General features: G+C 70.3%; 19 protein-coding genes. 12 read left to right on the plus strand and 7 right to left on the minus strand.

The window, feature by feature from the left end:
- The first annotated feature begins 27 nt into the window (after window positions 1-27).
- The 3 genes from OWM54_RS38680 to OWM54_RS38690 are packed head-to-tail and all read left to right on the plus strand — an operon-like array spanning window position 28 to window position 5,448.
- Entirely contained in the window at window positions 28-2,559 is a 2,532-nt protein-coding gene (locus OWM54_RS38680) for an AAA family ATPase (RefSeq protein WP_267700619.1), read from the plus strand.
- Window positions 2,560-2,599: 40 nt separating this feature from the next.
- Window positions 2,600-4,876 carry a vWA domain-containing protein gene (locus OWM54_RS38685; protein ID WP_267700620.1) on the plus strand — a complete coding sequence of 759 codons (2,277 nt, stop codon included), beginning with the start codon at window positions 2,600-2,602 and terminating at the stop codon, window positions 4,874-4,876.
- A 14-nt stretch (window positions 4,877-4,890) separates the two neighbouring features.
- On the plus strand, window positions 4,891-5,448 hold the full coding sequence (locus OWM54_RS38690; RefSeq protein ID WP_141327971.1) for a hypothetical protein: 558 nt from the start codon (window positions 4,891-4,893) through the stop codon (window positions 5,446-5,448).
- A gap of 4 nt (window positions 5,449-5,452) precedes the next feature.
- On the opposite strand, the gene OWM54_RS38695 is transcribed toward OWM54_RS38690, so the two are convergent.
- Entirely contained in the window at window positions 5,453-6,334 is an 882-nt protein-coding gene (locus tag OWM54_RS38695; protein WP_141327973.1) for a DNA integrity scanning protein DisA nucleotide-binding domain protein, read from the minus strand.
- Between the two features lie 127 nt (window positions 6,335-6,461).
- Here OWM54_RS38695 and OWM54_RS38700 point away from each other — a divergent pair, with 127 nt between their 5' ends.
- Entirely contained in the window at window positions 6,462-6,824 is a 363-nt protein-coding gene (locus OWM54_RS38700) for a TraR/DksA family transcriptional regulator (protein ID WP_141327975.1), read from the plus strand.
- Window positions 6,825-6,899: 75 nt separating this feature from the next.
- Here the strand turns inward: OWM54_RS38700 and OWM54_RS38705 are convergent, their stop codons facing one another.
- Entirely contained in the window at window positions 6,900-7,667 is a 768-nt protein-coding gene (locus OWM54_RS38705) for an FHA domain-containing protein (protein WP_174816797.1), read from the minus strand.
- Between the two features lie 114 nt (window positions 7,668-7,781).
- On the opposite strand from OWM54_RS38705, the gene OWM54_RS38710 reads away from it, so the two are divergent.
- Window positions 7,782-9,476, plus strand: a complete 1,695-nt coding sequence (locus OWM54_RS38710; protein WP_223785181.1) for a serine/threonine-protein kinase — start codon at window positions 7,782-7,784, stop codon at window positions 9,474-9,476.
- A gap of 391 nt (window positions 9,477-9,867) precedes the next feature.
- Here the strand turns inward: OWM54_RS38710 and OWM54_RS38715 are convergent, their stop codons facing one another.
- Window positions 9,868-11,040 (minus strand): FHA domain-containing protein, encoded by a 1,173-nt coding sequence (locus OWM54_RS38715; RefSeq protein WP_267700621.1) that lies wholly within the window; start codon window positions 11,038-11,040, stop codon window positions 9,868-9,870.
- A 148-nt stretch (window positions 11,041-11,188) separates the two neighbouring features.
- Here OWM54_RS38715 and OWM54_RS38720 point away from each other — a divergent pair, with 148 nt between their 5' ends.
- Complete coding sequence (locus OWM54_RS38720) at window positions 11,189-13,402, plus strand: RelA/SpoT family protein (protein ID WP_046714383.1); 2,214 nt, start codon at window positions 11,189-11,191, stop codon at window positions 13,400-13,402.
- A gap of 77 nt (window positions 13,403-13,479) precedes the next feature.
- Entirely contained in the window at window positions 13,480-13,866 is a 387-nt protein-coding gene (locus tag OWM54_RS38725) for a RidA family protein (RefSeq protein ID WP_255653080.1), read from the plus strand.
- A gap of 91 nt (window positions 13,867-13,957) precedes the next feature.
- Here the strand turns inward: OWM54_RS38725 and OWM54_RS38730 are convergent, their stop codons facing one another.
- Window positions 13,958-15,916, minus strand: a complete 1,959-nt coding sequence (locus OWM54_RS38730; RefSeq protein ID WP_267700622.1) for a DsbA family protein — start codon at window positions 15,914-15,916, stop codon at window positions 13,958-13,960.
- A 205-nt stretch (window positions 15,917-16,121) separates the two neighbouring features.
- On the opposite strand from OWM54_RS38730, the gene OWM54_RS38735 reads away from it, so the two are divergent.
- Window positions 16,122-16,370, plus strand: coding sequence for a sulfurtransferase TusA family protein (locus OWM54_RS38735; RefSeq protein ID WP_223747670.1), 249 nt, complete (start codon window positions 16,122-16,124; stop codon window positions 16,368-16,370).
- Window positions 16,371-16,380: 10 nt separating this feature from the next.
- Here the strand turns inward: OWM54_RS38735 and OWM54_RS38740 are convergent, their stop codons facing one another.
- On the minus strand, window positions 16,381-17,289 hold the full coding sequence (locus OWM54_RS38740) for an ABC transporter ATP-binding protein (RefSeq protein WP_267700623.1): 909 nt from the start codon (window positions 17,287-17,289) through the stop codon (window positions 16,381-16,383).
- The gene (locus OWM54_RS38745; RefSeq protein WP_267700624.1) at window positions 17,286-18,200 is read right to left on the minus strand and encodes an ABC transporter permease; all 915 of its coding nucleotides are present in this window, start codon (window positions 18,198-18,200) and stop codon (window positions 17,286-17,288) included. Before OWM54_RS38745 ends, OWM54_RS38740 begins: the two co-directional genes overlap by 4 nt.
- Before the next feature lie 153 nt (window positions 18,201-18,353).
- On the opposite strand from OWM54_RS38745, the gene OWM54_RS38750 reads away from it, so the two are divergent.
- Entirely contained in the window at window positions 18,354-19,826 is a 1,473-nt protein-coding gene (locus OWM54_RS38750) for a penicillin-binding transpeptidase domain-containing protein (protein WP_267700625.1), read from the plus strand.
- A gap of 21 nt (window positions 19,827-19,847) precedes the next feature.
- Here OWM54_RS38750 and OWM54_RS38755 read toward each other — a convergent pair whose 3' ends face one another.
- Window positions 19,848-21,005: a DUF4388 domain-containing protein gene (locus tag OWM54_RS38755; RefSeq protein WP_223785186.1), complete on the minus strand. Its 1,158-nt coding sequence runs from the start codon at window positions 21,003-21,005 to the stop codon at window positions 19,848-19,850.
- Between the two features lie 21 nt (window positions 21,006-21,026).
- On the opposite strand from OWM54_RS38755, the gene OWM54_RS38760 reads away from it, so the two are divergent.
- The 3 genes from OWM54_RS38760 (at window position 21,027) to OWM54_RS38770 (ending at window position 24,076) form a co-directional block, all read left to right on the plus strand.
- Window positions 21,027-21,305, plus strand: a complete 279-nt coding sequence (locus OWM54_RS38760; protein WP_141326019.1) for a glutaredoxin family protein — start codon at window positions 21,027-21,029, stop codon at window positions 21,303-21,305.
- A 120-nt stretch (window positions 21,306-21,425) separates the two neighbouring features.
- Entirely contained in the window at window positions 21,426-22,379 is a 954-nt protein-coding gene (locus OWM54_RS38765) for a GGDEF domain-containing protein (RefSeq protein ID WP_223747675.1), read from the plus strand.
- A 44-nt stretch (window positions 22,380-22,423) separates the two neighbouring features.
- The gene (locus OWM54_RS38770; protein WP_248546602.1) at window positions 22,424-24,076 is read left to right on the plus strand and encodes a sigma-54-dependent transcriptional regulator; all 1,653 of its coding nucleotides are present in this window, start codon (window positions 22,424-22,426) and stop codon (window positions 24,074-24,076) included.
- Window positions 24,077-24,105: the final 29 nt, after the last annotated feature.

The following is a 24,105-nucleotide window of genomic DNA, read 5'->3' on the forward strand; positions in this document are numbered from 1 at the left end:
GCCAACCCCGCTGCCTCCGGATAGTCCGTGCAATCACAGCCGACGACGTACCTCCAGGCCGCCCGGGCCTTTCGCCACTTCTTCAATGAGTTGCGGGATGTCTACCTGGAGCGGGAGACGCTCTTCACGCAGCTGGAGCTGGCGCTCCTGAGCCGGGAGCACGTGCTGGTGGTGGGGCCGCCGGGGACGGCCAAGAGCGCCATCGCCAGCGCGGTGCTGGGGCGCATCATCGACGAGAAGACGGGACTGCCGTCGCTGTTCTCCAAGCAACTGGCGGAGTCCACCGTGCAGACGGACCTGCTGGGGCCGGTGGACTTCAAGGTCCTGACGGAGACGGGGCGCACGGAGTACCTCACCGACGAGGGCATGCTGGGCTCGCAGCACGCGTTCCTGGACGAGGTCTTCGACGGCCGGGACATGCTGCTGCGCTCCATCCTCAACGTGCTGTTCGAGCGCGAGCTCAAGCACGGGCGGCGGGTGACGGCGGGCCGCACCGAGTGCGTGGTGATGACGAGCAACCGGTACCTCTCCGAGGTGCTGGCGCGCTCGCCGGAGCTGCTCCTGGCCTTCGCGGACCGGCTGAGCTTCATCAGCTTCGTGCCCAAGTCCTTCGCCCGGAAGGAGAGCCGGGCGGCCATGCTCCAGCGCTTCGAGCACGGCGCGCGAGCGGACCTGCGCGCGCCGCTCTCGCTGCAGCAGGTGGACCTGCTCCAGGACGCGGTCGCGCGCGTGCGGGTGCCCAGCGTGGTGATGGAGGGCGTGGAGCTCCTGACGGACGCGCTGGAGCGCGCGCTGACGTCGCACGTGTCCAAGCTGCCCGACTACGTGCCGACGAAGTACTTCTCCCAGCGCTCGGCGGTGAAGGCGCTGTGGGCGCTGAAGGCGGCGGTGGTCCGGGATCAGATCTACCGGCGGCCCGAGCGCCCGCTGGAGGCCTCCGTGGAGGACCTGGACGCGCTGCGCTGGTTCTTCCTGCTCGGAGGGCCGCCCTCGACGGAGACGGACGCGCTGCTCAAGTCCGTGGTCGACCCGAGGGAGCGCGCGCAGCTCGAAATCGTCCGGCTGGAGCAGCGCACGTTCGACGAGGTCATCGCCCAGGTCCGCCAGGAGCTGGGGGGCGGGCTGGAGCGCGAGGCCCAGGCGCTGGCCGCGGCGGACGAGGCCACCACGGTGGAGGCGCTGTCGCGCAACTGGCAGCCGGCCATCGCGTCCACCTCCGCGCGCAGCCTCATGTCCAAGCTGATGCCCGGTCCGCGCCACCTGCAGAACCGGGTGCCGCTGCTGGCCGCCGCGCGCGCGCTGGTGGCGGCGATGGACCAGCGGCTGGCGCGAGGCATGGCGGGGCAGGGCGAGGGGCGCGGCGGCCTGTCCCTGCTGACCTCGTTCCAGGACGTGCTGGAGCTCTGCCGCGTCCTCCCCGAGCTGAAGCCCGGGCTGACGCCGCTGAGCGAGGCCACCGCGCGCTTCCTCGAGGGCGCCCTGGAGATGATTGCCCTGACCGCGGAGAGCGCGGACTTCGAGGAGGGCCTCAAGCTGGAGGGGCTCGTCGGGCTGGCGGACAACCTGGAGGAGGAGCTGTCGCGGATGGCCGACCTGATGGGCCTGCTGGCCGAGGGCGCCCCGGCGACGGTGGAGCGGCTGCGCAAGGTGGAGGTCGACGCGCGCAAGCGGGTGGTGGGCGCGCTGCGGCGCCGGGCCACGGTGGCCTTCCAGGGGGCCTCGCCGCGAGGCCGCAAGGAGCCGCTGGAGGCGCTGGCCGCGGACTCGCGTCGGCTGTCCCAGCTGGAGCAGTCCCTCATCGCGCTGGACCCCAGCCAGCGCAGCTTCAAGGAGGAGCTGCTGCTGCCGCTGGGACTCTCGTATGCGCGCGAGGTCCTGTCCTCCACGCCGTTCGAGCGCGTCGAGCAGTACGGCCGCGCCGTGCAGTCGGTGGTCGAGAACCTCCGACGCGAGGGCCTCCCGGTGGATGTGGTGATGCGCGAGTGTCAGGGCATCCTCGACGGACGTCTGCGGGAGCACGCCAAGGCGCTCACTCGCGAGGTGGCGAGCCCTCCTCCCGCGGCGGCCTCGGTCATCAACGGCGATGCGTACGTCTTCTATCGCGGTGAGTTCTCCGCCAGGGCGCCGGACGGAGAGCTGGCCGCGCTGCTGGGGCTGGACGGACAGCTCGCGTTCACCCGTGGCGGTGGGGCGTCGGCGTTCTTCTCGGAGGAGGCTCGCGCGGCGGTGGCCCAGGCGGAGCTCGCCTTCCTCCAGTCGCGGGTGAAGTTCCTGCGCAGCTGGTTGACCCAGCTGCTCACCTCGCTGCCGGCGCCGGAGGCCTTGAAGGAGCGCAGCGAGGTGGAGCGCACCGTGGACCGGCTGGTCCGCAGCCGCTTCCCGTTGCTGGCGTTGAAGGAAGGCGAGCTGGTGCGGCTCAAGGGCGTGTTGTCACTGCTCTCGGGGCTGCCGGGAGAGGTGGGGGAGAACGCGCGTCGTCTGGGGACGTTGCTCCATGGCATCGAAGAGGACTTCGGGCGCTACAGCCGGCAGGTGCTGGAGCGCCGGGCCGCGGCATGAGCGCACCCGGGCCGCATAGTGCCGAGAGGCGGGGCTGAGCATGCTCTCGCGGCGGCTCACCGAGTTGCGAGCGCGGCTGGACGCGCTTCGTCAGCCTCCACCTGCAGCGGGCGGGCCACGGTGGTGGCCCTTCGGCCGGAAGGTCACGGGGACCGGGGACCTGTCGCTGCCAGTTCTCGAGGCGTTGGACCGCGAGCTGGACCGCGTGGGAGTCCACACGTCGGCGGATGCCCTGCTGCTGCATGCCCTGGGGGCTCGTCGCGGGCGCGCGGGCTCGCTGTCCCAGGGCCTGCAGGCCCGCGCGGGACAGGCGCTCGGGGAGTTCGAGGAGCGTCTGGGCCGCGTGGAGCGGGCATGTCGGGCGGGAGTGCTGCCCCCGGGGACACTCTCCATCCTCGAGCGGGCCTTCGTCCGGCTCGCTCGCGCGGTGAAGGTGGCCGACCTCTTCCTGCGGCCCTGCACGGAGGACCTCCCGGACGAGGACTTCGTCGTCTACGAACGTCCAGCGTCCGCGAGCCGACCCCAGCGGCCTCCGAGCAGCGCGCGGATGGCGGTGGCCGAGTACTTCGCGACACGGGCCCGGGAGAATGTCGCCGACGTCGTGCAGAAGCGCAGGGACCTGGACCTGGCGCATGAGATGTTGCTGCGACTGGGGGCGGACCATGACCGGGAGCGGGCGCTGCCGCTGCGTCGCGACGTGGCCGAGGCGCGGGAGCGCACGCGCGCGGTGCCCGCGGTCCGCTCGCTCGAGGAGCTGCTGCGTCACGTGCGGCACACCGCGCGCCACGAGCCCCAGGTGGCCTATCGCTCGCTGCGTGGCCTCTATGAGCGGGCCCTGGAAGCAGGGGACCTGGAGCTGGCCTCCGCGGCCCGCTCGAGCCTGGAGCCCTTGCTCCCCACGCGGACGCACCTGACGGTCATGGTGGAGAACGCGGAGCGCGACGCCCTGGCCGACTGGTTCGGCGAGGCGCCCCAGCCGGCGCGGCCCGAGGTCGACGCGCCCCGCCCGGACGAGCTGCTGGCCGACCTGGCCTTCTCGTTGCGCCCCGAACAGCTCGCGACCTTCGAACTGGCCGCGGGCTGTGCCCGGTACTTCGACGTGGAGGACGCGCTCTCCGAGGAGATCGTCCTGGCGGAGACGAAGACCGCCCGGCGTGTGGCGCGCCGCGTGCCCTATCCCACGCAGACGATGACCTTCGAGACGACAGGCGCCCTGCACGAGGTGAACAACTTCGTGCTGACGGACCCGCGCATGCTCCTGAGGGACCTCGCCGCCAACCGGCAGCTGGTGCGGGCGTACGTCGAGGACGCGCCGCCACCGCAGTCGAAGAAGGTGAAGCGCACCGCCGTGCGCGTCTACGTCTGTGACGCGTCCGGCTCCATGCATGGCGCCCGCGCCCGCTTCCGTGACGCCCTCATCATCGCCGAGCTCAACAACCTGCGCGTCAAGGCCCGCAGGGGCGAGTCGTTCGACCCGCTCTACTTCAGCTTCTTCAACGACGTGCCCACGGAGCTGGCCCGCGTGGACACGGCCGTCGAGGCCACCCGGCAGATAGAGCGCCTCTTCCGCGACTCGCCCGCGGAGGGGCAGACGGACATCTCGCTCGCGCTGATGTCCGCCTTCGACTCCATCCGCGCCGCGCAGGGCAGGGACCCGTACCTGGCGCGCGCCACCGTGGTGCTCGTCACCGACGGTGAGGACCGCGTGGACCTGGACCTCATCCGGCGCACGCGCGCGCCCATGGGCTCGCTGGACATCGCCCTGAGCTTCATCTCCCTGGGCGAGGAGAACCCGGACCTGCGCTCGCTGGTGCGCGAGCAGCGGGCCTCCGGGCTGCGCGCCTTCTACCACCACCTCTCCGACGAGGAGATCCTCTGGGCCCGCACCGAGTTCGACACACCCTGGCGCACGCTGCTGCCGCGTGACGTACCCGCCACGCCGGACGCGCTGGAGCTGCTCGCGCCGCACCTGGAGGCGCTCGAGGCCGTGGCGAGCGGACGCGGCTCGAACACGCCTGTCGCGGTGGAGGCCTCGTTCGAGGCGCTCTTCCCTGAATCGCCCCCCAGACCCGAGGGCGGGCAGGTTCCTGGCGCGGACGTGGTGGGCCGGGTGGTGGACATCCTCGGCGCGCTGGTGGAGGCCACGTCCCTGGCTCCCGCGGACAAGCGCGCCACCGAGAGCGTCGTGCTCCTCCAGCACCTGCTCACGGTGTATGGGCTGACCCCCGCGCGCTACCTCGCGGCGCTGTCCGTCGGCGGACCCTCGGTGGAGGACGCGCTGTCACGAGTGCGGCTGTTGTGCCGCCCCTTCGGTTAGGCTTGCCGCACGCCATGTTCTTCGGCCTCTGGAAACGCAAGAAGGAGCGCTCCCGGCCAGTGGACCCGCTGGCCGCCTTCGACGAGCTGCTCGAGAACCTGGAGCGGCAGGCCTCCGAGCTGCGCAAGTCCGCGGCCACGCTGCTCGCCCTCAAGGGAGAGCTCACCCGCGCCGTGGAGCGCTACACGCGCCGCCTCACGGAGCTGGACGCGCGCCGCGCCACCGCGGAGTCCCGCTCCGACGCCAAGGCGGTGGCCGTGCTGAAGAAGGACCGCGTCCAGGCCGAGGCACTCCTCGCCTCCACCCGCGAGTCGCTGGAGCGTGCCGAGGCCGACGGTGCGCTGCTCCTGGAGGCCGCCGCGGAGCTGGGCGAGCGCGTGGAGGAGCTGCGCCGTGAGCGGGAGAGCGCCTCCGCGCGCCTGGTGATGGGCGGCATCGTCACCGACGCGCTGAAGGAGCGTGTGGCGCGCTTCGAACAGGCGCTGGTGGTGGACGCGGCGCGCGACGAGGTGGAGCGCGCGCACGCGCTGGCGGAGGTCTACCGCGAGGAGCTGCGGGAGAAGGCGGACTGAGGCTTCAGGTCCGGCGTGCCGTCTGGTGGAGCTCGAGGACGATGTTGCCGCCCTTGAAGAGGCGCACCGCGCCGGACGTCTGGCTCACCACCAGCGCGATGCAGTGCGTGGTGGAGGTGATGCCCGCGGCGGCGGCGTGCCGGGCGCCCAGGCCGAGCGGAATCTTCACCGCCTCGTCCGCGGAGGACAGGTAGCGCCCCGCGGCCAGCACCACGCCGTCCTCGCGGATGACGAAGGCGCCGTCGAGCACGCTGAAGTTCTTGATGGCCTCGCGAATCTTCGGGTCCAGCACGTTCCGCTCCGCCTCGGAGAGGCCCTGGAACGGATTGATGGTCATCTGCCGGCTCTTCTCCAGCACCGTCGTGTGGTCGCCGATGGTGATGATGGTGCCGATGGGGTGACCCTCGAAGCCCTCCTGGCCGATCTGCAGCGCCAGCTGGATGAGCGCGTCCACCACCTGGGAGTTGAACTCCTCGCCCAGCTTCACGCCCTCGATGGCGAGCCGGTCATCCAACGAGCCACCGATTCGCATCTGCATCAGCGTGTCGGGAGCGCGGCCCACTCGCCCCGTCATGCAGAGCACCAGGTCGCCTTCCTTGAAGGCCCCCTGGGAGAGCGCGGAGACGAGCGCCACCTTCACCCGCTCGGTGCGCGAGTAGTCGTAGGCGGGGATGACGAGCGCGCGGACCTTCTTGAGCTGGTGCTCCTGTGCCAGCTTGTCCAGCGTCACCGCGTACACGAGCTTCTTGCGAGCAGGCCTGCCGCGCAGCTCCTCGGGAGGGATGGGCGTGTCGCAGATGTAGAGGAAGTGATCGACGTCACTCTTCGCGGCCAGGGAGAGGGCCGAGCGCAGGAACTCCCGATCGAACTTCGTGTTCTCGCTCAAACGCCCCTCCCTTCACCCGCAGTTCGTGACCACGTCAGCTTGACACCGAAGGCTCCCTGAATAAAGCTTTCGGGCCCTTTTTTTGGGGGACAGGGCCCAAAAACCCTCGCGTACTGGAGCGAAGGCTGTGAACCAGAAAGATCTCAAGCGTTACAAGAAGATGCTCGAGGACAGCAAGGCGAGCCTGCTCGAGAGCGCCAAGAAGACCCTGGTGGAGGAGTCGAGCTTCGACACCGACGATCTCCCCGACGAGATCGACCTGGCCTCTTCCGAGTATGCGCAGTCGATGGTGTTCAGACTCCGCGACCGCGAGAAGTTCCTGCTGCAGAAGATTGATAAGGCGCTCGAGCGCATCGAGAACGGCTCGTTCGGCGTCTGCGAGCGTTGCGAGGAGGACATCTCCCCCAAGCGGTTGGAGGCGCGTCCGGTGACGACGCTCTGCATCCGCTGCAAGGAAGAGCAGGAGAAGAAGGAGAAGTCCTACGGCTGATGGCCGTGGGGTCCTGGGGCCGCGCGGGAGGAGATGTCCCGTGCGGCCCGGGGAGTCAAAGCGCGGGGCGGTGCCTCAGGCCAGCGGTGCCTGGATCTCCACCCTCAAGAGCTGCCGACCGATGAGGTAGTGGTCACCGTTGTCGACGAAGGTCGGGCCGGCCAGCCGCATGAAGGTGCCGTTGGACGAGCCCACGTCGCGCACCGTCAGCCGGTCCTGGCGCACCTGCAGCACCGCGTGCCGGCCGGAGACGAAGCCGTCAGTGGGGAAGGTGAGGTCGCCTTGCTCGCGGCCCAGCAGGTTGTCGCCCTCGCGGAGCGGATAGGCCGCGCCCTTCAGGCCCCCCTCCAGCAGCTGGATGAGCCGCAGGCGGTAGCCGGGATCCGGTGAGCCCCAGACCTGGGTGCCTCCCGGGCCGGGTGTCGCGGTGGGGATGGGCTCCAGCACCAGCCGTTGCCGACCCAGACGCAGCTCGCCCCCGGGGGACAGCTCCCGCTCCTGGCGCAGGCGGACGAAGACGCCGTTGGCGCCTCCCACGTCCTCCACGGCCAGGCGCGCGCCGGAGAAGAAGAAGCGCATCTGCACGGGCATGATGAAGGGGTCGTCCGGGAGCGGGATGTCACCCTGCTGACCGCAGGTGAGGGTGTCGCGCTGCATGCGGACGACGGACTCGGGGCCGCCATCGGCCCGCACCACGCGGATGGAGACCTGGGGCCGCGAGGACAGGCTGGCCACGGCCATGACCATGGTGCCGGAGCGCAGCGGCGAGCCGCAGGCTCGGCAGACGGTGGCATCCCGGGGGTTCTCGGTGTCGCAGCGGGGGCAGTATTCCATCGCTTCCATGGGGCTGGGCGGGTTCTACCAGGGGTGGAGCGCGGTTGCTCGCATTGCGCGCGGCTTGCTCATCACCCGAGCGACGTGGTGAACTTCCAGCCCCACCCTTCGGGGACGTTTGACTTGCACTGCCCCTCCTGCGGCGCTGACGCCCAAGAATCCTCCCGTTTCTGCCCGGCCTGCGGCGCGACCCTCGTGCGCACGGCGGATGCTGACGATTACGTCGGCATGACGATTGCCCAGAAGTACCGGGTCGAGGCCCTCATCGGCGAGGGGGGCATGGGCAGGGTGTTCCGGGCCCGGCAGATCTCCCTCGACAAGGTGGTGGTGCTCAAGGTGCTGCGGCACACGTTGCTGTCGGACGAGCGCACCGTGGCGCGCTTCCAGCGCGAGGCCAAGGCGGCCAGCCGGCTCAACCACCGCAACTCCATCAGCGTGCTGGACTTCGGCCAGGCCGAGGACGGCGCGCTCTTCATCGCCATGGAGTACGTGGCGGGGCAGGACCTGCACCAGATTCTGAGCCGCGAGTGGCCGCTGGGCGAGGCGCGCGTGGTGCGCATCGTCAGCCAGGTGCTCGGCGCGCTGTCGGACGCGCACGGCGCGGGCGTCATCCACCGGGATTTGAAGCCCGAGAACATCATGGTGGAGCAGCGGCGCAACGAGCCGGACTTCGTCAAGGTGCTCGACTTCGGCATCGCGAAGATCACCGACTCCACGGACGACGGTCCGGCGCTCACCCGCGCGGGCTTCGTCTGCGGCACGCCCGAGTACATGTCGCCGGAGCAGGCGCGCGGGGCGCAGCTGGACCACCGCTCGGACCTGTACGCGGTGGGCGTCATCCTCTACCAGCTGATGACGGGGCTGCTGCCGTTCGAGTCCGACTCGGCGGTGGGCTTCGCCACCAAGCACCTCACCGAGGAGCCGCCGCCCCCGACGCGGCGTCGGCCCGACGCGCGCATCTCCCCGGCGATGGAGCGGCTCATCCTGCGCACGCTCTCCAAGGACCCGGATGATCGCCCGGCGAACGCGGAGGCCTTCCGCGCGGAGCTGCTGGCGGTGGAGAAGGAGCGCCGTCGCGAGGCGGCGGGCTCGCGGCGTCCCCAGCCCTCGGCCGTGCTGGCGCCGCTGCCGCGCAAGTCCGGCGGCCGCCCCGACGATGCCCGGGATGCTACGGCCCCCGGGTGGGGCAGCGAGATGACGGTGGAGGCCACCGTCCGCGCGCTTCCGGACGTGCTCTCGCCGCTGCCCTCGGGCGCCGACGTGATGCCCGCGACGCGGGAGAAGACGGACTCCGTCGTCCCCACGCAGCCCGGCGTCGGTGGGGGTGGACTGGCGTTCTTCTTCAAGTCGCTGACCGTGCTGCTGGTGCTGGGCGCGGGGCTCTTCTACGCCTACATCTATTACACGCAGGGTGCGGGGAAGGGCGGGGGCTCGCCCTTCGCGATTCCCTCCAACGCCCCGGTTCCCGGCAGGACGGGGAGCGTCATCCCCTCGGATGCGGACCAGCCGCTGTACGAGCGGCTGATTCCGGCGCCCGATCGCAACCTGGAGCTGTCCAAGAAGCACGCCCAGGATGGCGATCAGTCCCTGGAGCGGGGGAAGCTCGACATGGCCGCCACCAGCTACCGGCAAGCGTTCGAGGCGAACCCGGACCCGGAGCTGGCGCTGAAGCTGGGCGAGGTCTACTGGCAGCGGGACCAGCAGGATGAGGCCCGGAACTGGTGGATGCGTCACCTGCGCGACGTGCGGGACTCGCGGGCCCGCGCGCTCATCGAGCAGCGGCTGGGCGGCAGCGTGGCCCGCCCGTCGGCTCCGTAGCGTCGGTGCGTGGGTCGGTGGTGTCGGGTGGGGGGCCCGCCCGCGCGACTCCGCCGCTCCGTAGCGTCAGTGCGGTGGCGTCGGGTGGGGGTTGCCTGCCCGCGCCGACCCTGCCTCGTTCCCATGCAGGGCGGGGTGCTCGTCTTCACTGGCGGGGGGCGTGCTGCCACGGACATGCTGAGACCGCGGAAGGGTCGTCCTCAAGAGGTGCCGCTCCGCGGAGGGGCCATCTTCAGTGGCGGCACCGAGCCTCGCGAGGCCCCGGCTTGCTATCGGGCCTCATCGAGGCATGACTCGTCTCGCCCGAAGCGGTCATGCGCTCCCGCGCATGCTCTGATGCGTGCTGCTCGTGGGACGTCCGTGGGCGCCCGAACGGAGCACACCCGCTCGCTCAGGCGAGCGTCTCCACCTGCAGCACGTGCTGACCCAGCCGGACGCGGTCGCCCGGTCGAAGCGGGCGCTCCTCGCCGGGAGGGATTCGCACGTAGGTACCCAGGCCTCCGGACAGGTCCCTGAGCAAGGCACCCGTCGGAGTGGGGGACAGCTCGCAGTGCCGACCCGCGAGGCCCTCGTCGCCGGGGAAGCTCAGGTCGCAGTGGGCCTGTCCCAGGGTGAGCAGGGGCGCCGCCGTCACCACCGCGCGGCCACCTCGGCCGCCCATGATGACCTCCTCGACGCCGTACACCGCCTGCCCGAGCGGCACGGGCGCGCCGTACACCGTGGGCCGACCCGGCACCGGCGCGACGGGCTCCAGGCGCCCCGTGAAGCGGAACAGCCGCTGGCCCGCGCTGAAGTGCGTGCGCGCCGTGATGGCCTCGGTGCCCGCCACCGTGACGAACACCCCTGAGGCGCTGTTCTCGTCGCGCACGAAGAGCGCGCCGTCCTTCACCAGGAACGTCGCATGGAGCGGCGAGACGAACCCGTCATCCGGGAAGAGGATGGCGCCGCGCTGCCGGCCCACCACGCACCCCGTCACCGGCAGCTTGTAGCGCTGCCCCCGCGTGGACCCGGCGATGACCGCCAGCCCGAAGCGCGAGGCCGCCGGTGGAGGGCGGGGCGCCGCCACGGCCGGGGCGGAGGTCCCCGTGCGTCCGGGCATCGCCGCGTCGGGCACCGGCGGAGGCGGCCGGGTGTTCGCGGGGCCCTGCGGCGCGGCTCGGGGCGCCAGGGACGGAGGCGCGTTGCCCGCGGGCTGCGCCGCCGGAGGGCGGGTGTTCGCGGGGCGCTCCACCATCAACCCCGCGGCGGCCGTGGGGGGCGGCGTCCGGGCGGACGGCCTCATCCCCGGCGGAATGGCGCTGGGCGGGGGCGGGGTGGTGGGAGGACCCACGGGTTCGGAGCCCCGAGGCCCGGGGAAGGAGGCGACGGCCGCCGGGCGGCCTCCCTGGGGTGTCACGGCGGGCGGGGGGCGGCCCGTGGTGGCCGGCTTGGACGCGGGGGCCTTGGCGGTGGGCGCCTCCCCCGTGGCCTGGCCGCACAGCACACAGGTGGCCGAGCGCGGCGGATTGAACCCGTCACAGTTCGGGCAAACCACGGAGAGAGCCGACAACAAGAGCTGTGACATGGGCGGAGGCGAATCTACGAGCGCGTAAAACGTCGGGTCAACGAAAGCGAACGCGACGGGTGGGACAATCCCGGAAGAGAAATGTGACAGGCACTGTGGGGCAACGTTGCCCCCCCTCCGGCACGAAGTTACGATTCCCCCTGCTTCGATGATCCGCCTGAACGACATCCTCCAACGGGTTTCCTCGTACCACCCGGACCCCGACCTGGACATCATCAAGAAGGCCTACGTCTACTCGGCCAAGGTGCATCAGGGCCAACTGAGGAAGTCGGGAGAGCCCTATCTCGTCCACCCGCTGGAGGTCGCCGGCATCCTCGCCGACCTCAAGCTGGACGAGGCGTCCATCGTCACCGGGCTGCTCCACGACACCATCGAGGACACGCTCGCCACCGCCGAGGAGCTCACGGAGCTGTTCGGCGCCGAGGTGGCCCAGCTGGTCGACGGCGTCACCAAGCTGTCCAAGTTCTCCGCGTCCGCCAGCCTCTCCCAGGAGGAGAAGCAGGCGGAGAACTTCCGGAAGATGATCATCGCGATGGCGCAGGACATCCGCGTCATCCTCGTGAAGCTGGCCGACCGCACGCACAACATGCGGACGCTGGACCACATGAACGAGGAGAAGCAGGCGCGCATCGCCCAGGAGACGCTGGACATCTACGCGCCCCTGGCGAACCGGCTGGGCATCTCCTGGATCAAGACGGAGCTGGAGGACCTGAGCTTCCGCTACGTGAAGCCGCAGGAGTTCTTCGGGCTGCAGGAGAAGCTCAACAAGCGCAAGAAGGAGCGCGAGAAGTACATCGAGGACACCTGCGACCTGGTGCGCACCAAGCTGGCCGAGCGGAGCCTGAAGGGCGACGTGAGCGGCCGCTTCAAGCACGTCTACAGCATCTACAAGAAGATCAAGGCGCAGGGCATCGACTTCGATCAGATCCACGACATCATCGCGTTCCGCATCATCGCGCCCACCGCGCCCGCCTGCTACGAGGCGCTGGGCCTGGTGCACGAGATGTGGAAGCCGGTGCCGGGGCGCTTCAAGGACTTCATCGCGATCCCCAAGCCGAACATGTACCAGTCACTGCACACCACGGTGATTGGCCCCTTGAGCGAGCGCGTGGAGGTGCAGATCCGCACCGCGGAGATGCACAAGATCGCCGAGGAAGGCATCGCGGCCCACTGGAAGTACAAGGAGGGCAAGGCGGTCATCTCCAAGGATGACGAGAAGTTCGCCTGGCTGCGCCAGCTCATGGAGTGGCAGCAGGACCTGAAGGACCCCAAGGAGTTCCTCGAGACGGTGAAGGTGGACCTCTTCACCGACGAGGTCTTCGTCTTCACGCCCAAGGGCGACGTGCGCTCGCTGCCTCGCGGCGCGACGCCGGTGGACTTCGCGTACGCCATCCACTCGGACGTGGGCAACCGGTGCGTGGGCGCCAAGGTGAACGGAAAAATCGTTCCCCTGCGCTACAAGCTGAAGAACGGCGACACGGTGGAGGTGCTCACCAGCCCGCAGCAGCACCCGTCCAAGGACTGGCTCACCTTCGTCAAGACGAGCCGCGCGCAGCAGCGCATCCGCGGCTTCATCAAGCAGCAGCAGCGCGAGAAGAGCCTGCAGCTGGGCCGCGAGCTGACGGACCGCGAGCTCAAGCGCTTCCAGCTCAACTTCAACCGCCTGCTCAAGAACGGCGAGGTGAAGCGCGTCGCCGAGGAGCTGGGCTTCCGCGTCGAGGACGACCTGCTGGTGGCCGTGGGCTACGGCAAGGTGACGCCGCAGCAGCTGGTGCAGCGGCTGGTGCCCGAGGAGAAGCGCAACGAGGCGGAGGCCACGCCGCGAGGGGAGTCCTCCGGCAACGGCGCGTCCTCGGGGGGCTCGTCCATGCTGCCCGGCCTGTCGCGCGTGACGGACCTGGCCAAGCGCCTGGTGGGCCGCAGCAACCGCAGCGGCGTGCAGATTGGCGGCGTGGATGACGTGCTGGTGCGCTTCGGGCGGTGTTGCAACCCCGTCCCCGGCGACCCCATCGCCGGCTTCATCACCCGGGGACGGGGCGTCACGGTGCATACGGTGGGGTGCGAGAAGGCGCTCGCGACGGACCCCGAGCGGCGCGTGGACGTGAGCTGGGATGTGCGCGGTGACTTCAAGCGCCCCGTCACCCTGCGCGTGCTCACCGCGGACCGCACGGGCCTCTTGGCGGACATCTCCAACATCTTCTCGAAGAAGGGCGTCAACATCTCCCAGGCCAACTGTCGGGCCACCGGGGATGACCGGGCCGTGAACACCTTCGAGGTCATCATCTCCGACCTGAAGCAGCTCACGGACCTGATGCGCACCATCGAGCGCTTGAGCGGCGTGTACTCCGTGGAGCGAATCTAAAGGGCCGCCATTCGTGGTAGAGCGCCCAGGAAATCCGGCGGCCACCTCCGGCCGCCCGACTCCTCGAGGTGCGCTCCATGGCTCGACAGACCATCCACTCGGACCAGGCCCCCAAGGCCATCGGTCCGTACTCGCAGGCGGTGCAGGTGGACTCGGGGAAGATGACCTTCCTCTCCGGGCAGATTCCCCTGGACCCCGTCACCATGGAGATGGTGCCGGGGGACGTCGTCGCCCAGGCGGAGCGGGTGATGCTCAACCTCCAGGCGGTGCTCAAGGCGGCCGGGCTGGACTTCAGCCACGTGGTGCGCAGCACCATCTACCTCACGGACCTGGGTGACTTCGCCCGCGTCAACGAGGTCTACGGCCGCTACTTCACCGGCGCCCCGCCGGCCCGCGCCACCGTCCAGGTCGCGGCGCTGCCGCGCGGCTCCAAGGTGGAGATCGACGCCATCGCCGTGTCCTGAAGTCCCGCGCCTCCGCGGCGTGTGAAAGCAAGAGGCCGTCGGACCCAAGCGGTCCGACGGCCTCGAGTGCTTCAGGGCTGCAGCGAGCGGACTACTTGCGGTCCGCCGCCACCGCGCCCGCCTTCTTCAGCTCCTCATCGATGACGCGCTTGAAGGCGTCGAACGGCTGGGCGCCCACCAGGGTGCGGCCGTTGATGAAGAACGTCGGGGTGCCGGTGGCGCCCAGACGGCCGGCGTCCGCCGCGTCCGCCTCGATCTGCTGGGCGAACTTGTTGCTGTCCAGGGCGGCCTTGAACTTGTCCACGTTCAGGCCCAGCTCCTGCGCGTACTTGTCCAGCGAGGCCCGGTCCAGCGCGCGCTGGTTGGCGAAGAGCTTGTCGTGCATCTCCCAGAACTTGCCCTGCTCGTGCGCGGCCAGCGCGGCGGCCGCGGCGGCCTTGGCGTTGGCGTGCATGGGCAGCGGCTGGTTGCGGAAGGCCACCTTCACCTTGCCCTGGTACTGGTCCTCGATCTGCTTGAGCGTGGGGACCACGCGGCTGCAGAACGGGCACTCGAAGTCGGAGAAGGCGACGATGGTGACGGGCGCGTTCGCGGGGCCCTTCACCGGGGCGTTGCCGACGTCGACCTTCTGGACGGGCGGCTCGGCGGGGGCGCCGGGGGCGGCGGCGGCCGGGGCGTTGGCCACGTTGTCCGCGTTGAGCTTCGCGTACAGCTCCTCGGGCTTGGTGCCGGAGGCCAGCAGCTTGTCGGCCTTGGCGATCTCCTCGTCGATGAGGCGCTTGAAGGCGTCGAAGGGCTGCGCGCCCACGAGCTCGCGGCCGTTGACGAAGAACGTCGGGGTGCCGTTGGCGCCCACGGCGCTGCCAGCGGCGCTGTCCGCCTCCACCTTCGCCTTGAACTTGCCGGAGTCGAGCGCGGCCTTGAACTTGGCGACGTTCAGACCCAGCTCCTGCGCGTACTTCTCCAGGGAGGCGCGGTCCAGGGCCTTCTGGTTGGCGAAGAGCTTGTCGTGGTACTCCCAGAAGCGGCCCTGCTCACGCGCGGCCTCGGAGGCCTCGGCGGCCGCCTTGGCGTTGGCGTGGAAGGACAGCGGCTGGTGACGGAACACCACGCGCACGTCCTTGGGGTAGTCCTTCTTGATCTGCGTCAGCGTGGGGACGGCGCGGCTGCAGAACGGGCACTCGAAGTCGGACCACTCGACGATGGTCACCTTGGCGGTGGCCGGGCCGAAGGAGGCCGAGTCGGCCGGCACGTCGATCTTCTTCACCGCGGGGGCCTGCTGCTGCTGCTGGGCCGCCTTGGGGGCGGCGCGCTCGGCGCCCTTCTCGATGATCTTCGCGTAGACCTGGGCCGGGCGGACGCCGCCCTTCACCAGGGCCTCGGCCTTGCCGAGCTCCTCGTCGATGAGCGCCTTGAAGTTGTCGATGGGCTGCGCGCCGGAGAGGAAGCGGCCGTTGATGAAGAAGGCGGGCGTGCCGCTCGCGCCGAGCTGGCCGGCCAGCGTCTGGTCCTTCTGGATGACCTCGGACAGCGCGGGGCTGGCCATGTCGGCCTTCCACTTGTCCAGGTTCAGGCCCAGCTCCTTGGCGTACTGCTCCAGGGAGGCGTCATCCAGCTTCTTCTGGTTGGCGAAGAGCTTGCCGTGCATCTCCCAGTACTTGCCCTGCTCGCCAGCGGCCAGCGCCGCGAGGGACGCGGGCTTGGCGCGAGCGTGGAAGGAGAGCGGGTTCTGCTTCATCACCACGCGCAGCTTCTTGCCGTACTCCTCCTCCAGCTTCTCCACCGTGACGTTCGCACGGCTGCAGAAGGGGCACTCGTAGTCCGAGAACTCGACCAACGTGATGAGGGCCTCGGGGTTGCCCCGGGTGGGGGAACCCTCGACGGGAACCTTGAACACGGTGGGGTCCACCGGACGGCGCGCGGGGTTGGCCTGACCAGCCTGAGCGGCGGGCTTGGTTTCGGCCTTCGTGGGAGAGCCGCTGTAGACGCGGCCGCCGACGAAACCAAGCACCAGGCCGACCAGCAGGGCCACGATGATATTGGGCTTCATGGGTGGGTTCTGCTCCTTCGCCATAGGTCCGACTCCGGCCCCGAGCGTGGATGTACGAGAAAAGTCGAGAGGGCCGGGGTACTTAACAGAGGGATTTCCAGACACGCAAGCCGAGTGGAAGCCCTCCGGGCTCGCCACCAAGGCCCCTCAGGGGCCCGAAAACTGGGCGGTTCTCGGAAAAATTCCGCACGCTCGGATCTCACCCATGGGAGACAGTTCGCGGATGGACAACAGCGTGCGAGTGGACACCTCCGGCAGGCCTTGTCCGGTGCCCATCCTGGAGATCGCCAAGGCGATGCGGCGGCTGCCCGTCGGCACGCTCGTGGAGCTGGTCTCCACCGACAGGGGCCTGGAGGCGGATCTGCCCGCCTGGTGCGAGGCCACGGGCCACGAGCTCGTCCGCCTGGAGCGCAGGGAGACGAGCTACGTGGGCTGGGTCCGCAAGGTGGGTTGAAACCCGGTGGCTACAGCAACTGGAGGACGCGGTCCTCCAGGCGCCGGCCGCGGCTGACGCCGAGGATGAGCACGCCGCTCTGGAGCAGGTGGGCCACGACGCGGCTGATGACCTCCTCGGGAGGCACCTGACCGCCGAAGCGCACCACGAGGACGTGCTCGCCCTCCAGGCGCGCGTCGGTGACGTGGGGGAGGGTGGCGATCTCCGGTGGGATGACGGTGCCGCGGGCGATCTGCACGCGGAACTCCGCGCCCTGGCCGGTGAGCTCGGACATGCTGCCGTCCTGCGCCAGCGTGCCCTTGTCGAGGATGGCCGCCGCGTCGCACAGCTCCTCCAGTTCCTGGAGGTTGTGGCTGGAGACCACCACCGTCTGGCGGCCCTTCATGTCCTTGATGACCTGGCGCACCTGCGCGGCGATGCGGGGGTCCAGTCCGGCGGTGGGCTCGTCGAGCAGCACCAGCGGGGGCTGCCCCATGAGCGCCTGCGCCATCGCGGTGCGCTTGGCCATGCCGTGGCTGAGCGCCTGCGTCTGGACGTTCCAGGCCTCCATCAGCCCGACCTTCTCCAGCGCCTCGCGGGCCTCGCGCTCGGGGGCGTCGAGGTCGGACAGCTTCGCCCAGTACATCAGGAGCGCGCCCACCTCCCAGCCGGGGGGCAGCACCGCGTCCTGGGGCAGGGCGCCCAGCCGGCCCTTGAGGGCGCCGGGGGTGGTGGGGTCCACGTCCATGACCTTGAGCGTGCCCTCGGACGGATAGAGGTAGCCGCACATCATGGAGAAGGTGGTCGTCTTGCCAGCGCCGTTGGGGCCGATGAGGCCATACACCGCGCCCCTGGGCACGGAGAAGCTCACGTTGTTGACCGCGACCTTGGGACCGAAGCGCTTGGTGATGCTGAACAACTCGATGGCCAGCTCGCTCACAGGTCCCTCGCGCGCAGGGCGCCGTAGGCACCCAGCAGGAAGATGGTCGCGAAGCCCGCGTAGGCCGCGCCGCTCACGCCGAACTCGGTGAAGCTCGGGTGCAGCAGGTTCCCGGCGTAATAGGAAGGCGACAGGTAGCGCAGGAACCGCAGGGCTCCCTCCTCCTGGCCCGACGCCGCGCCCACCGTGCTGGAGGCCCGGCCCACGGTGTCCATCAGCCAGAAGACGAACAGGAGGATGAAGTTGAAGACCAGGCTCACCGCGGGGCTGCGGAAGAGGCTGGAGCACAGCGTGGTGAGCGCCACGTAGGACAGCGAGAAGACGATGGCGGCCATCCAGAACTTGAGCAGGTTGAGGCTCAGCGCGGCGAAGCCGAAGTCCGGGTTGGCGATGCGCGCGTAGATGAAGATGGCCAGGTCGATGACGAGCACCAGGCCCACCAGCAGCGCCGCCTGGGACAGGAACTTGCCCAACAGCACCGAGGAGCGGCGGGCGCGCACCGTGAGGTAGCGCATGGAGCGCGGGCCGACTTCACCGCTGATCTGATCGAACCCCATCAGCGCGACGTAGGCGGGCAGGAAGAAGAGGGTGACCTTGAAGACGAGCAGCACCTCGATGGGCACCTGCGCCAGGGCCTCCATCATCGCGGTGTCGTTGCTGGTGAGGAAGCCCAGCACCCCCTTGCGCATCTCCTCGGCGAAGCGAGCGGACGTGTCCGCGTCCGCGCCGCCGGCCTCGGCGAGCTTCTGGTTCACCGCGGCGCGGACTTCACGGGCGAGCCAGCCGACCACCAGCAGCACCAGCGCGGAGAACATGCTGTAGAGCCCGAGCAGCACCACCGCGCGCCCGCTGCGCACGGCCCGGCGCAGCTCCGCGCTCCAGATGACCAGGGTTTCTTTCAGTCCGTCCAAAGTGTGGGGGACCCTACTGGGGAGGTGCACACGCCGTCGCCTGGTTTTTGACGAGGGCGCCGTTCGGGCGGGCAGGGAAGCGTCCGTGGACAGCGGGCCGCCAGCCGCTAGGATTCGCCTGCCTCCCCCCTCCTCGCCCCCCTCGCGCCGCACATGACGATTCGCCGACGACTCCTGTCCGCCGCCGCCCTGCTGCCGCTCTCCCTCCTGCTGGGCGCGAACGCGTCCCCGCCCGGGAGCGCTCCGGCCGTGGGCCCGGAGGACGCGGGCGTCGTGGCGTCCTCCCCGGAGGCGGGGAGCGTGGCGATGGCGCCCGAGGACGCGGGGCCCGGGGCCCACGCGGGCGGCGGCGGTCCGCTGGAGGCCCAAGGAATTCCGGGAGAGGACGGCGGCTCGGACTCGGAGGCGGTGGCGGCGGCCGCGGTGCAGGGCGGGGCGGACGGTGGGCTGGCCACGCTGGTGACGGTGCCCGGGCTGGTGCCGCCCTCGCCGGTGCCCTCGCGGCTGACGGCGCCTCCCATCACCACGCTGCGGACGATGGCGAAGTCCCAGGACCTGCTGGCGCGCGCGAAGCTGCAGGGTGAGCGACTGGTGGTGAAGGAGAAGAACGGTGAGGAGAAGGTGCTCACCGTGGACCCGGTGCTCCAGGCGCAGTTGACGAAGATCCTCCGCGACTACGAGGTGCCGTACGGCGCGGCCGTGGTGCTGGAGCCGTCGACGGGGCGGGTGCTGGCGCTGGCGGAGCACTCGGCGGCGCAGCCGGAGCTGCGGGGGCTGCCGTTCCGCGCGGTGTTCCCGGCGGCGAGCATCTTCAAGATCGTCACGGGCAGCGCGCTCCTCGAGGCCGGTGTCTCGCCGGAGATGGAGGAGTGCTTCCACGGCGGCAAGCGGCGGCTGACGGAGCGGCACCTGGAGGACAGCGAGCGGGACGGGGCCTGCTATTCCCTGGCGATGGCGATGGGCAAGAGCGCCAACGTCATCTTCGCCAAGCTCACGCAGAAGCACCTCTCCGCGGAGGTGCTGCGGCACATGGCCGCGCGCTTCCGCTTCAATCGCGCCATCGACTTCGTGGTGCCCACGGACGTGTCGCTCGCGGCGGTGCCGGAGGAGGGCTTCGCGCTGGCGAACACGGGGGCGGGGTTCGGGGATGTCTACCTCTCGCCGCTGCACGGCGCGCTGGTGGCGTCCGTGGCCGCGAACGATGGGCTGTGGGTGGCCCCGGTGCTGGTGGAGCCCGAGCCTCGGCCCGGCGTGTTGCTGCCCCCCGAGGAGCCCGAGCGCGTGCTGACGTCCGAGGCGGCGAAGGCGCTGACCGACATGCTGGAGACGACCGTCACGCACGGCACCGCGCGCGGCGTCTTCCGGGAGCGGCACTTCCGCGTGGACGACGCGGTGGGCAAGACGGGCACGCTCGCGGACCGCAATCCCTTCCGGGACTACTCGTGGTTCGTCGGCTTCGCGCCCCGGGACAACCCGCGCGTCGCCGTGGCCGCGCTCGTGGTCAATGACCCGAAGTGGCGCATCCGGGGAACGTGGCTCGGACGTGAGGCCATCCGGCTCGGACTCGAGCGAGTGCCCGCGCCCGTCGAAGTCACCGCGCCCGCGTCGGCGGCTGGCAAGCACTGAGCGCGAGGCCCGCGTGGCCTCCTACCGCGCGGTGAGCTTCACCAGCCCCATGTCCACGAAGCCGTGGAGGAACTTCAGCGCGTCGAGCTCCTGCAGCGGCGACACGTGGACGATGGCGGCGATGTCCCGCCGTCCGTCGATGCGCGACAGCAGGTAGCGCTCCGGCGCGGTGAGCTGGAGCGTCTTGAGGTTCGCGGGCGCCACCAGCAGCGCCGGCACCTTCGCCGAGTCCATCAGCTCCCGCCGCAGCTCGGCCAGCAGCTTCTCCTGCGCCGACTTCACCAGCGCCGCGGAGCGGGGCGACGGGGACATCTCATGCGCCTGCCGCGCGAGCGCCTCGCCATCCCGGACATTGCCCGCGTCCAGGAAGAGCTGCGCTGCCTGCAGCACCTCGTCCGAGGACGACTCCGCGCCGATGACGCCGCCCTCCTGCTTCTCCTCCTCCACCACCGCCGCCGTGACGGGGACGGGCGCCTCGTCCGACACCTTCACCGCGTCCAGGCGATAGAGCGCGTACAGCCGCTGGTACAGGAAGAAGTCCGTGGCGTGCAGCGCCCGCGCCATCCCGTCGATGCTCAGCCCGTCATGGATGAGCTGGATGATGCGCTCGTCCATGCTGCCGGGCTTGCGCTCGGGCAGCTTGCGCTCGTCCACCGCCAGCCGCGTGCCGCCCGTGGGGAACACCGCGCGGATGGCCTCCCACGCCGTCTCCCGGAACTCGCCCTCGCGGTGGATGTCCACCAGGTCCACTTCCACATCCAACCCGGCGATGTCCGGCGCCGTGTCCGAGGCCTCGAAGGTGAACTCCCCCTCCTGCCAGTGGAAGGCGTCCAACATCATCTCCCGGAACTTGTGGCTCAACGTCGAGCGCGCCATCGCCTCCGGCACCACTCCCGACGTCGCCAGCACCTTGCCCAGGAACACCCGCGTCTGGGCTTGCGTGGCGAAGGCCTTCTCCAACTGGGCCTCCGTCAGATGCCCCATGTTGATGAGGAATTGACCGAAGAACTCCCGAGGCTGATTGGAGCTGGCGCAAACGACCTGCCCGTCACGCAGGACCCATTGCTTGCGCACGTCCCCGCGCTCCACCTTGAGCGAGCCCGTGGCCCGTCGGTTCCCGAGGTAGACGACGAGGTCCTTGAGGGGCATCGTCGAGAAGTCACCAGTCAGGCCGCGCATCGGCCGTCCATCCTGCACGCCATGAGAGTCGAGATCTACTCGAAACCCAAATGCTCGCTCTGCGACAAGGCAGCCGACGTCGTGGAGGCCGTCCGCGCTCGCATCCCCTTCGAGCTGCGGCTCATCTCCATCCTGGAGTCCCCGGAACTGTTCGAGCGGTGGCGCTACGACATCCCGGTGATCGTCATCGACGGGGTGCCCGCCTTCAAATACCGCGTCACGGAGGCCGAGCTGGAGGCCCGGCTGCGTGAAGTCCAAGGTGGCATGTCCATTGCTAAAACCGCTGCCCAGGATGGGTAGCCGAATGCCCTTCCCCAGGAAATCCGGGGGGATGAAGAGGTCAGGGAAGGGCTGGAGACTGTAATTCCGGGCACGCGCCGGAGGAGCGGTGGAGAAAATTCTGGTGGGGAGGCGGATGTGGTGAGCGTTCGACGCAAGCGGGTGGGGAAGGCGGGACAGCCGCCCACCGTGCTGCTCATCGAGCCGAGGGCGGACGACCTGGAGCGGACCCGGATGCTCCTCGGGGAGGCCGGCTTCCGTGTGGTTCCCGTGACTCGCTTCGACGCGGCGGTGCCGCTGTTCGAGGTCATCCGGCCGGAGGCGGTGATCCTCGCGGTGCAGGCGCCCGACTTCAGCGCCGTGCAGGTGGCCCGGCGGCTGCGGCAGCTCAGCCGAGGCACCGTGCCCCTGCTGTACATGGTGGACCCCCAGGACGCGGGGGCCTACCAGCACTGCCTGGAGAAGGGGCAGTGCGTGGACGTGGTGCCGCGCGGGGGCAGCGGGGCGGAGCTGGCGGTGAAGCTGCACGCGCAGCTGCGGCTGAAGGCCGCGGTCCTGCGGGCCGCGGCGGGTGAGGAAGAGGACACGGCGCTGGCGCTGCATGACCCGGTGACGGGCGTCTACAACAAGCCGTTCCTGCTGGCGCTGATGGGGTTGGAGGTGCGCCGGTGCGAGCGCTACGGCGGGACGTTCTCCGTGGTGGCGGCGGAGGTGGGGGGCTGGAGCGCGCTTCGCAAGGAGTACGGGCGGGGCATGGCGGAGCGTCTGCTGGTGTACAGCGCGGTGGTGCTGGGGCAGACGGTCCGCGAGGCGGACGCGGTGGCCCGGGTGGGCGACAGCCAGTTCGCGCTGATGTTGCCGGGCACGCCCGCGGAGGCGGTGCCGGTGTTGTTGTCGCGGGTGGCCGCGAGGTTCGAGGCGGCCCGCTTCCAGGTGGATGGACGGGTGGTGCGCACCACGTTGGAGCTGGGGGCCGTGAGCTTCCCGGACACCGTGGGGACGCCGATGCAGCTCTTGAGCGCGGCGCAGCAGGAGATGCGGCGCACGCGTGAATTTCGTCGACTGACCGGGTCCATGACCCGGCTCTCGGTGTGAGGATGGGCGGAGGTTCGATGCAGAGGGCGAGCGGAGGCGAGGGGATGGATCGGATCGCGGTGCTGGTGGTGGATGACGAGGAGTCGGTTCGCACCTTCCTGTCCGAGTTGCTTGGGAGCGCGGGCTATCAGGTGCGCTGTGCGTCCAGTGGCGCGCAGGCGCTGGAGATGCTCGCGGGAGGCTCGTTCGACGCGGTGTTGCTGGACGTCGTCATGCCCGAGATGAGCGGCCTGGAGGTGTTGCGCCGCTACCGGGGGCAGGGCGGCAACGCCCCCGTCGTCGTCCTCAGCGGCCTGACGGGCGCGGACGACGCGGTGCGGGCGATGAAGATGGGCGCCAGCGACTACCTGTCCAAGCCGTTGGGCAATGACGAGCTGCAGGACGCGCTGGCTCGCGCCCTGGGGACGCGTGCCCCGGAGCGTCAGCCGGTGGTTCAGGGCGTGGTGCCCCGGCCGGTGGTGGACACGGGCGCGGACGCGCGCGTGCTCATCTCCACGTCGCCGTCCATGCGTCGGGCGCGCGCGCTGGTGGAGCGCATCGCGAACGAGAACGTCCCGGTGCTGCTGTTGGGCGAGTCCGGCACGGGCAAGGAGGTCATCGCGCGTGAGATCCACGCGCGCAGCCAGCGCCGCGGCCGTCCCTTCATCAAGGTGAACTGCGCGGCGCTGCCGGGCGAGCTGCTGGAGAGCGAGCTGTTCGGCCACGAGCGCGGCGCCTTCACGGGCGCCACGGCGGAGAAGCCCGGCAAGTTCGAGCTGGCCGACCAGGGCACCATCTTCCTGGACGAGATTGGCGAGATGGCCATCCGGCTGCAGGCCAAGCTGCTCCAGGTGCTGCAGGACGAGGAGTTCTTCCGCGTCGGTGGCAAGAAGAGCGTGCGCGTGGACAGCCGCGTGGTGGTGGCGACCAACCGCGACCTCGAGAAGGAGATTGCCCTGGGCAACTTCCGCGAGGACCTCTACTACCGCCTCAACGTGGTGGCCATCCGGCTGCCGCCCCTGCGCGAGCGGCGCGAGGACGTGATGCCGCTGACGGACCACTTCCTCAAGAAGTACGGCCGCCAGTACATCTCCGGCGTCAACGAGCTGCCCACCGAGGTGCTCCAGGCCTTCGCGGACTACGACTGGCCGGGCAACGTGCGCGAGCTGGAGAACATGGTGCGCCGGCTGTGCGTGCTGAAGGACCCGACGCTGGTGCTCGACGAGCTCCACGGCGAGGGCCGCGCTCCCGCGAGCGCCCCGTCGCTGCCCACCGCGTACGCCGGCGACGACAGCGTCTACGGCGGCCGGGGCATGGAGGAGCCCGTGCGCGCGCCGCCGGCCTCGTCCGTCCAGGTGCTGGAGATGCCCTCGCGCAACGTGGCCGGCGCCACGGCCCTGTCCCACATGCAGCCGCACGCGCCGACGCCCGTGGTGCACGAGCCGCTCAACTCGGTGATTCCGGCGCCGCGCTACGTCAACCCGTTCGACGTGCCCCAGCCTCCGCCTCCGCCCCCGCCGACGGGCGAGCTGTCGCTGAAGGACATCGGCAAGCGCGCGGCGATGCTGGCCGAGCGCGAGGCCATCCTGGCGATGCTCCAGCGCACCGCGTGGAACAAGCGGCGCGCGGCTGGCAAGCTGCGCATCAGCTACAAGGCGCTGCTCTACAAAATCAAGGAGTGCGGAATCATCGACCCGCGCGCCAGCGCGGAGCTGTAGTCGACACGTCCCGCCTTGCGTTCGCCCCC

This window comes from Myxococcus sp. MISCRS1, assembly GCF_026626605.1.
Taxonomy (GTDB): Bacteria; Myxococcota; Myxococcia; order Myxococcales; family Myxococcaceae; genus Myxococcus; species Myxococcus fulvus.